This is a genomic window from Burkholderia sp. BCC1208, assembly GCF_902833095.1.
In the GTDB taxonomy this organism is placed as follows: Bacteria; Pseudomonadota; Gammaproteobacteria; order Burkholderiales; family Burkholderiaceae; genus Burkholderia.
Genome location: NZ_CADFDY010000004.1, coordinates 509,549 through 517,930, shown reverse-complemented (window position 1 = coordinate 517,930; position 8,382 = coordinate 509,549). Strand labels below are relative to the sequence as shown.

Annotated in this window: 7 protein-coding genes; 5 read left to right on the top strand and 2 right to left on the bottom strand. The window is 66.3% G+C overall.

Annotation, left to right across the window (positions count from 1 at the left end):
• Window positions 1–474 precede the first annotated feature (474 nt).
• A complete protein-coding gene (locus tag HWX09_RS12720) occupies window positions 475–1,251 on the bottom strand; it encodes an enoyl-CoA hydratase (protein ID WP_027783444.1) in 777 nt (258 codons plus the stop codon).
• Between the two features lie 128 nt (window positions 1,252–1,379).
• Between HWX09_RS12720 and paaN the strand changes: the two genes are divergently transcribed.
• The 5 genes from paaN (at window position 1,380) to paaK (ending at window position 7,004) form a co-directional block, all read left to right on the top strand.
• Complete coding sequence (gene paaN / locus HWX09_RS12715) at window positions 1,380–3,086, top strand: phenylacetic acid degradation protein PaaN (RefSeq protein WP_027783443.1); 1,707 nt, start codon at window positions 1,380–1,382, stop codon at window positions 3,084–3,086.
• A gap of 87 nt (window positions 3,087–3,173) precedes the next feature.
• On the top strand, window positions 3,174–4,376 hold the full coding sequence (pcaF, locus tag HWX09_RS12710; protein WP_027783442.1) for a 3-oxoadipyl-CoA thiolase: 1,203 nt from the start codon (window positions 3,174–3,176) through the stop codon (window positions 4,374–4,376).
• 45 nt (window positions 4,377–4,421) lie between these two features.
• Entirely contained in the window at window positions 4,422–5,213 is a 792-nt protein-coding gene (gene paaG / locus HWX09_RS12705; RefSeq protein WP_027783441.1) for a 2-(1,2-epoxy-1,2-dihydrophenyl)acetyl-CoA isomerase PaaG, read from the top strand.
• Between the two features lies 1 nt (window position 5,214).
• The gene (paaI, locus tag HWX09_RS12700; RefSeq protein WP_012327840.1) at window positions 5,215–5,667 is read left to right on the top strand and encodes a hydroxyphenylacetyl-CoA thioesterase PaaI; all 453 of its coding nucleotides are present in this window, start codon (window positions 5,215–5,217) and stop codon (window positions 5,665–5,667) included.
• Window positions 5,668–5,705: 38 nt separating this feature from the next.
• Window positions 5,706–7,004, top strand: coding sequence for a phenylacetate--CoA ligase PaaK (gene paaK / locus HWX09_RS12695; protein ID WP_027783440.1), 1,299 nt, complete (start codon window positions 5,706–5,708; stop codon window positions 7,002–7,004).
• 249 nt (window positions 7,005–7,253) lie between these two features.
• Here the strand turns inward: paaK and HWX09_RS12690 are convergent, their stop codons facing one another.
• On the bottom strand, window positions 7,254–8,378 hold the full coding sequence (locus tag HWX09_RS12690; protein WP_027783439.1) for an MltA domain-containing protein: 1,125 nt from the start codon (window positions 8,376–8,378) through the stop codon (window positions 7,254–7,256).
• Window positions 8,379–8,382: the final 4 nt, after the last annotated feature.

Here is an 8,382-nt window from a genome sequence, read left to right as displayed (position 1 = left end):
GTGTGAGACTCTTGATACTTTCGCTTTCTGATCCGAGGATCAGCTCGCTTTCATCAAGCGCCCACACTTATCGGCTGTTAATTTTTAAAGAGCATTTCTGCGAGAAACCTGAAGTTTCCCAGCAGCGCTGCGTTTTCAGCAGCAGAGAAGCGAGATTATGAACCGTGTTTCGCAGCTCGTCAACAACTTTTTAACTGCTTCGTTGCGACTGCGGGGCTCTCTTCCTGCACCGCCAAGGCTCGTTACCACCGAACCTCACCAGCACCGCTTCCCTTCCTCCCGCGCCGTGTTTCCGTTAGCGCGAAAGAGGCGTGATTCTAAGCACCCACCCCCATCCGCGCAAGCCCTTTGTGAAGAAAATTTGAAAAAGCCTCCGTGCGCCGCCGCGCACGGTGGCTTTTGAAGAGCGCACGAAGCAATCACGCCGATGACCGATACCAATCCGTCCCGGATACCTATCGCGGCACCGACCGATCAGCGGTGCTTGAACACAGGCTTGCGCTTCTCGACGAATGCCGCCATCCCTTCCTTCTGGTCTTCCGTTGCGAACAACGAATGGAACAATCGGCGCTCGAAGTGGACGCCTTCAGCCAGTGTCGTTTCGTACGCGCGGTTCACCGACTCCTTGACCATCATGACAGCCGGCAGCGAAAACTCGGCGATCGTCGTCGCGGCGGCAATCGCCTCGTCGAGCAGCTTGTCGGCCGGCAGCACGCGCGATACGAGCCCGGCACGCTCGGCCTCGGCGGCGTCCATGAAGCGCGCGGTCAGGCACATGTCCATTGCCTTCGCCTTCGATACCGCGCGGGGCAAACGCTGCGTGCCGCCCGCACCCGGCATGACGCCCAGCTTGATTTCCGGCTGGCCGAACTTGGCCGTGTCCGCCGCGAAGATGATGTCGCACATCATCGCGAGCTCGCAGCCGCCGCCCAACGCAAAGCCCGAAACCGCGGCAATGATCGGTTTGCGGATCTCGCGGACCGTCTCCCAGTTACGCGTGATGTAGTCGCCCCGATAAGCATCCATATAGGAGTAGGTCGCCATCATGCCGATGTCCGCTCCGGCCGCGAACGCCTTCTCGCTCCCGGTCACGACAATCGCGCCGATATCGTCGTCTGCATCGAACGCCTTCAGCGCAGCGCCCAGCTCGTCCATCAGCGCATCGTTCAGCGCATTCAGCGCCTTCGGACGATTCAGCGTCACCAGACCGACGCGCCCTCGGGTCTCCACCAGGATGTTCTCGTAAGCCATCTCTTTCTCCTCGATCAATGAAATGAGAAACGCCTCGCACATGCGAATAGTTTGATGCTACCATTCTCCGACCAACCGGTCGGTTAATTAATCGATCCGATCCCTCTCAACTTCATCAGGCCGCCGCCATGACCCATGCCCTGTTCACGAAGCACGAAGACACGCTGAAACACGCACTCGCCGCCATCGAGAGCCGCGGGTACTGGAGCCCGTTCGCCGAAATGCCGAGCCCCAAAGTGTACGGGGAAAGCGCAAGCGCGGACGGCGAGGCCGCGTTCAAGTCGCACCTCGACAAGACCTTCGTGCTCGACCAGCCGGCGTCCGGTGAAACGGTCGGCGCCGAGCGCTCGCCGTACGGCATCGCACTGGGCATCCGGTATCCGAAATCGACGCCCGACGCACTGATCGCTGCCGCAGCCGCCGCGCAGCGCACGTGGCGCGAAGCCGGCCCGAGCGCGTGGGTCGGCGTCAGCCTCGAAATCCTTGCGCGCCTGAACCGTGCAAGCTTCGAAGTTGCCTACAGCGTGATGCACACCACGGGGCAAGCCTTCATGATGGCGTTCCAGGCGGGCGGCCCGCACGCGCAGGATCGCGCCCTCGAGGCGGTTGCCTATGCGTGGGACGAACTGCGCCGCATCCCGGCCGATGCGCACTGGGAAAAGCCGCAAGGCAAGAACCCGCCGCTCGCGATGCGCAAGCGCTATACGATCGTGCCGCGCGGCACGGGCGTCGTGCTCGGCTGCTGCACGTTCCCGACCTGGAACGGCTACCCGGGCCTGTTCGCCGATCTGGCAACGGGTAATACCGTGATCGTCAAACCGCACCCGGGCGCGATCCTGCCGCTCGCCATCACGGTGCGGATCGCTCGCGACGTACTGCGCGAAGCCGGGTTCGATCCGAACGTCGTCACGCTCCTCGCGACCGAACCCAACGACGGCGCCCTCGTCCAGGATCTCGCGCTGCGCTCCGAGATCAAGCTGATCGACTTCACCGGCAGCACGCAGAACGGCACGTGGCTCGAACGCCATGCCCACCAGGCGCAGGTCTACACCGAGAAAGCCGGCGTCAACCAGATCGTGATCGACTCGACCGACGACCTGAAGGCCGCCGCCAAGAACATCGCGTTCTCGCTGGCGCTGTACTCCGGCCAGATGTGCACGGCGCCGCAGAACATCTACGTGCCACGCGACGGCATCCGGACGGCCGACGGCCACGCGAGCTTCGACGAAGTCGCCCAAGCGATCGCGATTGCCGTGCAAAAACTCACCGGCGACCCGGCACGCTCGGTCGAACTGATCGGCGCGATCCAGAACGACGGCGTGACCGCGCGCATCGACGACGCGCGCAAACTCGGCCGCGTGCTCGCGGATAGCGTGACCCTCCAGCATCCCGCCTTCCCCGATGCGCGCGTGCGCACGCCCCTCGTGCTGCAACTCGACGTGGCCGACCGCGAGAAATTCACGCAGGAGTGGTTCGGCCCGATCTCGTTCGTGATCGCAACCGATTCGACCGCGCAATCGCTCGATCTGGCTGGTGAAATCGCCGCCGAGCATGGCGCCCTGACCCTCTCCGTCTACAGCACCGACGACGCGATCGTCGACGCCGCACACGACGCGGCGGTACGTGGCGGCGTCGCGCTGTCGATCAACCTGACGGGCGGCGTATTCGTCAATCAGTCGGCCGCGTTCTCCGACTTCCACGGCACGGGCGCGAACCCGGCCGCCAATGCCGCGCTGGCCGACCCGGCATTCGTCGCCAACCGGTTCCGCGTGGTCCAGAGCCGCGTCCATGTTGCCCCGAAAGCGGTACCTGCGGAAGCTGGCCAAATGGCATAACCCGAATGGCCGACGTGCAAACGCCGCCATGTTCTCTACCATGAACGAATCCGCCACCCGGCGGGTTCGTCACTCACCGATACGCTCATGACAGACGCCTACATCTGCGACGCGATTCGCACTCCCATCGGCCGCTACGGCGGCGCCCTGAAAGATGTCCGCGCCGACGATCTCGGCGCGGTGCCGCTCATGGCGCTGATCGAGCGCAACCGCGACGTCGACTGGGCGGCGATCGACGACGTGATCTACGGTTGCGCGAACCAGGCTGGCGAGGACAACCGCAACGTCGCGCGCATGTCGGCGCTGCTGGCGGGCCTGCCCACTGCCGTGCCGGGCACGACGCTGAACCGACTGTGCGGCTCCGGAATGGATGCGGTGGGCACGGCCGCGCGCGCGATCAAGGCAGGTGAAGCGCGCCTGATGATCGCAGGTGGTGTCGAGAGCATGACGCGCGCGCCGTTCGTGATGGGCAAGGCCGCGAGCGCGTTCGCGCGGCAGGCCGACATCTTCGATACGACGATCGGCTGGCGCTTCGTCAATCCGCTGATGAAGCAGTTGTATGGCGTCGATTCGATGCCGGAGACGGCTGAGAACGTCGCGGTCGATTACCACATCAGCCGCGCGGATCAGGACCTGTTCGCGCTGCGCAGCCAGCAGAAGGCCGCGCGGGCACAGCAGGACGGCACGCTCGCTGAGGAAATCGTCGCAGTCACGATTGCGCAGAAGAAAGGCGACGCCGTCGTCGTGTCGCGCGACGAGCATCCACGCGAGACGTCGCTCGACGCGCTCGCGAAGCTGAAGGGCGTTGTGCGCCCGGACGGCTCGATCACGGCCGGCAACGCGTCGGGTGTCAACGACGGCGCCTGCGCGCTGCTGCTCGCCAATGCGCAGGCGGCCGACCAGTATGGCCTGCGCCGCCGCGCGCGCGTGGTCGGCATGGCGACGGCCGGCGTCGAACCGCGCGTGATGGGTATCGGTCCCGCGCCGGCCACGCAGAAACTGCTGCACCAGCTCGGCATGCGCATCGACCAGTTCGACGTGATCGAACTGAACGAAGCGTTCGCGTCGCAAGGTCTCGCGGTGCTGCGCATGCTCGGCGTCGCCGACGACGATCCGCGCGTGAATCCGAACGGCGGTGCGATCGCGCTCGGCCACCCGCTCGGCGCATCGGGCGCGCGGCTCGTCACTACGGCGCTCCATCAACTCGAGCGTACCGGCGGCCGCTTCGCGCTCTGTACGATGTGCATCGGCGTCGGTCAGGGCATCGCGCTCGCGATCGAACGTGTGTAACCGACGCGCCGCGCGCCTATAACGAAGTCTTGAAGGAGACACTGCATGTCCTATCAGGCGATCCTGCTGGATATCGATCAAGCCGCGCGCGTGGCCACGGTCACGCTCAACCGCCCCGACAAGCTGAACAGCTTCACGCGGGCGATGCATCGCGAACTGCAGTCCGCGCTCGATGAAGTCGAGGCGGCCGGTGCACGCGCGCTGATTCTGACGGGTGCGGGCCGCGGCTTTTGCGCAGGCCAGGATCTGGCCGACCTCGACTTCACGCCAGGCGCTCCCACCGACCTCGGCACGCTGATCGACGAGCATTTCAATCCGCTGATCCGCCGCCTCCAGCGTCTGCCGATTCCGGTGATCGCCGCGGTCAACGGCACGGCGGCCGGCGCCGGCGCGAATCTCGCACTTGCGTGCGACCTCGTGTTCGCCGCCCGCTCGAGCAGCTTCATCCAGGCCTTCGTCAAGATCGGGCTCGTACCCGATTCGGGCGGCACATGGTTCCTGCCGCAACGCGTCGGCATGGCACGCGCGCTGGGGCTCGCGCTGACCGGCGACAAGCTCGGCGCCGAACAGGCCGAACAGTGGGGCCTGATCTGGCGTGCGGTCGACGACGACGCGCTCGCCGCGACGGCCCGCCAGCTTGCCACCCAGCTCGCGCAGCAGCCGACGCTCGCCATCGCATCGATCAAGCAGTCGATGCGAGACAGCGTCACGAACACGCTCGATCAGCAGCTCGACCTGGAGCGCGACCTGCAGCGCAAGCTCGGCCGGTCGGACGACTATGCGGAAGGTGTGAAGGCCTTCATCGAGAAGCGCGCACCGCGCTTCGAGGGGCGTTGACATGACGAACGCCACCGCCACGCTCGACCCCGATTCGCTCGCCCGCGCCACCGCACAGGCCATGTACGACGCCGACGCCTGCAGCCGCGCGTTCGGCATGGAAATCGCCGAAGTACGCGCCGGCTACGCCCGCCTGCAGATGCGCGTGCGGCCTGAATTCCTGAACGGGCACCAGACCTGTCACGGCGGGATCATCTTCACGCTCGCCGATTCGACGTTCGCGTTCGCGTGCAACTCGTACAACCTGAATGCGGTCGCGGCCGGCTGCTCGATCGAATTCCTGCGCCCCGTGCACGGTGGTGACGTGCTGACGGCCGAGGCAATCGAGCAGGCGCGCGCCGGACGACACGGCATCTACGACATCCGCGTCACGAACCAGACAGGCGACACGGTCGCGATGTTTCGCGGCAAATCCGCCCAGATCAAGGGCACGGTCATTCCGGAAGACCGCTGACGTCGACGGCTCGCCCATAACAAACACTGGAGACATGCATGACTACCCCGCTACCGCTCGAGCCGATCGAGACCGCCTCACGCGACGAGTTGACCGCGCTGCAGCTCGAACGCCTCAAATGGTCGCTCCGGCACGCGTATGACCACTCGCCCGTCTATCGCCGCAAGTTCGACGAAGCGGGCGTGCATCCGGACGACCTGAAAACGCTCGCCGACCTGTCGCGCTTTCCGTTCACGACCAAGGGCGACCTGCGCGACAGTTATCCGTTCGGGATGTTCGCGGTGCCGCACGACCAGATCTCGCGCATCCACGCCTCGTCGGGCACCACCGGCAAGCCGACGGTCGTCGGCTATACGGCCGCCGACATCGACACGTGGGCGAATCTCGTCGCACGCTCGATCCGCGCCGCCGGTGCGCGCCGCGGCGATAAGGTGCACGTCAGCTACGGCTACGGGCTGTTCACGGGCGGGCTCGGCGCACACTACGGCGCCGAACGTGCAGGGTTGACCGTGATCCCGTTCGGCGGCGGCCAGACCGAAAAGCAGGTCCAGCTGATCCAGGATTTCCGGCCCGACATCATCATGGTCACGCCGAGCTACATGCTGTCGATCGCCGACGAGATCGAGCGCCAGGGCCTCGATCCCGTGCAGAGTTCGCTGCGCATCGGCATCTTCGGCGCGGAGCCGTGGACCAACGACATGCGCGTCGCGATCGAACAGCGGATGGGCATCGACGCGGTCGACATCTACGGGCTATCCGAAGTGATGGGCCCGGGCGTCGCGTCCGAATGCGTCGAGACCAAGGACGGCCCCACCATCTGGGAAGACCACTTCTATCCGGAAATCATCGATCCGGAAACCGGCGAAGTGCTGCCGGACGGCCAACTCGGCGAGCTCGTGTTCACGTCGCTGACGAAGGAAGCGCTGCCGATCGTCCGCTATCGCACCCGCGACCTCACGCGCCTGTTGCCGGGCACCGCCCGGACGATGCGTCGGATGGAAAAGATCACCGGCCGGTCGGACGACATGATGATCGTGCGCGGCGTCAACGTGTTCCCGACGCAAATCGAGGAACAGTTGCTCAAGCAGCGCGCGCTCGCGCCGCACTATCAGATCGTGCTGACGAAGGAAGGCCCGCTCGACGTGCTGACGCTCAACGTCGAGCCGTGCCCGGAGACCGCGCCCGATACCGCGGCGATCCATGCGGCAAAACAGGCGCTCGCGTACGACATCAAGTCGCTGATCGGCGTGACGGCCGTGATCAACGTGCTGCCCGTGAACGGCATCGAGCGCTCGGTCGGCAAGGCACGCCGCGTCGTCGACAAGCGCAAGGGCTGAGGTCGCTCGCCGCGCGTGCGTCGCGCAGCGGCGAATCCGTGCCTGCAAACGAAACAGCCCGGCCGGCCAACGCCGATCGGGCTGCGCTACTCCAAAGCATCGTTCGATGCGACACGCACCGCATGACGCGAACCGAAATCACATGGGCACACCGGCGATCAGGCCGGCACGCCCCACGCGCACGAGGCGCGCCATCCATGCCGCGTCTCGCTCGCGAGCAACCATCCAGCCAGCCCGCGCCACCCCAAATCACGAGTTCGGGAACAGCAGCCACATCCGGCCGACCTGCTTCATCCGGCCGGCCTGGTCGCCCGCGTCATCGCCGAGCCCCCAGAAATAGTCTGCCCGCACGCCGCCCTTGATCGCCGAGCCCGTATCCTGCGCGAACACGAGCCGGTTCATCGGCGTATTCGTCAGAGGACGCGTGGTCTGCAGGAACACCGGCGTGCCGAGCGGGATCGACGACGGATCGACCGCGATCGAGCGCTCCGGCGTCAGCGGGACGCCGAGCGCGCCGATCGGACCGTCCGCGCCGCCGTGCGGCGCATCTTCCTTGGTCGGCATGTCGCGGAAGAACACGAAGCGCGGATTCGTGTCGAGCAACGCGTCGACGCGCGTCGGGTTCGCCTTCGCCCAGGCCTTGATGCCCTGCATCGTCGCCTGTGCGGGCGTCAGCTCACCGCGATCGAGCAGCCACTTGCCGATCGAACGGTACGGCTGATTGTTGGTGCCGCCGAAGCCGACCCGCATCACCGAACCGTCGTCGAGCAGCACGCGACCCGAGCCCTGCACCTGCAGGAAGAACGCCTCGATCGGATCGTCGACCCACACGAGTTCGTTGCCGTTCAGGATGCCGGCGCGCTCGAGCTGCGCGCGTGCCGGCAGCGCGGCACCCGCGCGATAGCCGGCCGGCCAGCGATAGAGCGCGTACTGATAGGGGCCGCGGCGCACGCGCGACCCGTGCAGCAGCGGCTCGTAATAGCCGGTCACGAGCCCGTCGAGCGTACCGTCGGTATTCGCGAACTGGAAGGGCGTGAAATACGTTTCGAAGAAGGTGCGCGCGCTGCTGACGTCGAGCTCGTCGAGCCGGTCGGCGGCCGCGCAAGCACGCGCCCAGGCCGGCTGGCGCGCGAGCCGCGCGCAGTTCTGCCGCAGCGCGGCCGCCGCGCCGATCAGCGAATCGTCCTGCCAGCCCGGCACCTGCTGCCACGCGACCGGCGTGAGCCGCTTCGCGGCGACCTGCCCCGGCACGATCGCCGCGCCGGTCGGCGGCTTCAGCGCGGAGGTTCGCGTCGGCGCGCCGCCGCACGCCGCGAGCAGCGCCGCCGCCGCGGCTGCGGCCATCCACCCGGCCAGCCGGGGCCCAAACCACATACAA

Coding starts and splice junctions, on each gene's coding strand:
- HWX09_RS12720 (WP_027783444.1), bottom strand. CDS start 1,251: ATGGCTTACGAGAACATCCTGGTGGAGACCCGAGGGCGCGTCGGTCTG.
- paaN (WP_027783443.1), top strand. CDS start 1,380: ATGACCCATGCCCTGTTCACGAAGCACGAAGACACGCTGAAACACGCA.
- pcaF (WP_027783442.1), top strand. CDS start 3,174: ATGACAGACGCCTACATCTGCGACGCGATTCGCACTCCCATCGGCCGC.
- paaG (WP_027783441.1), top strand. CDS start 4,422: ATGTCCTATCAGGCGATCCTGCTGGATATCGATCAAGCCGCGCGCGTG.
- paaI (WP_012327840.1), top strand. CDS start 5,215: ATGACGAACGCCACCGCCACGCTCGACCCCGATTCGCTCGCCCGCGCC.
- paaK (WP_027783440.1), top strand. CDS start 5,706: ATGACTACCCCGCTACCGCTCGAGCCGATCGAGACCGCCTCACGCGAC.
- HWX09_RS12690 (WP_027783439.1), bottom strand. CDS start 8,378: ATGTGGTTTGGGCCCCGGCTGGCCGGGTGGATGGCCGCAGCCGCGGCG.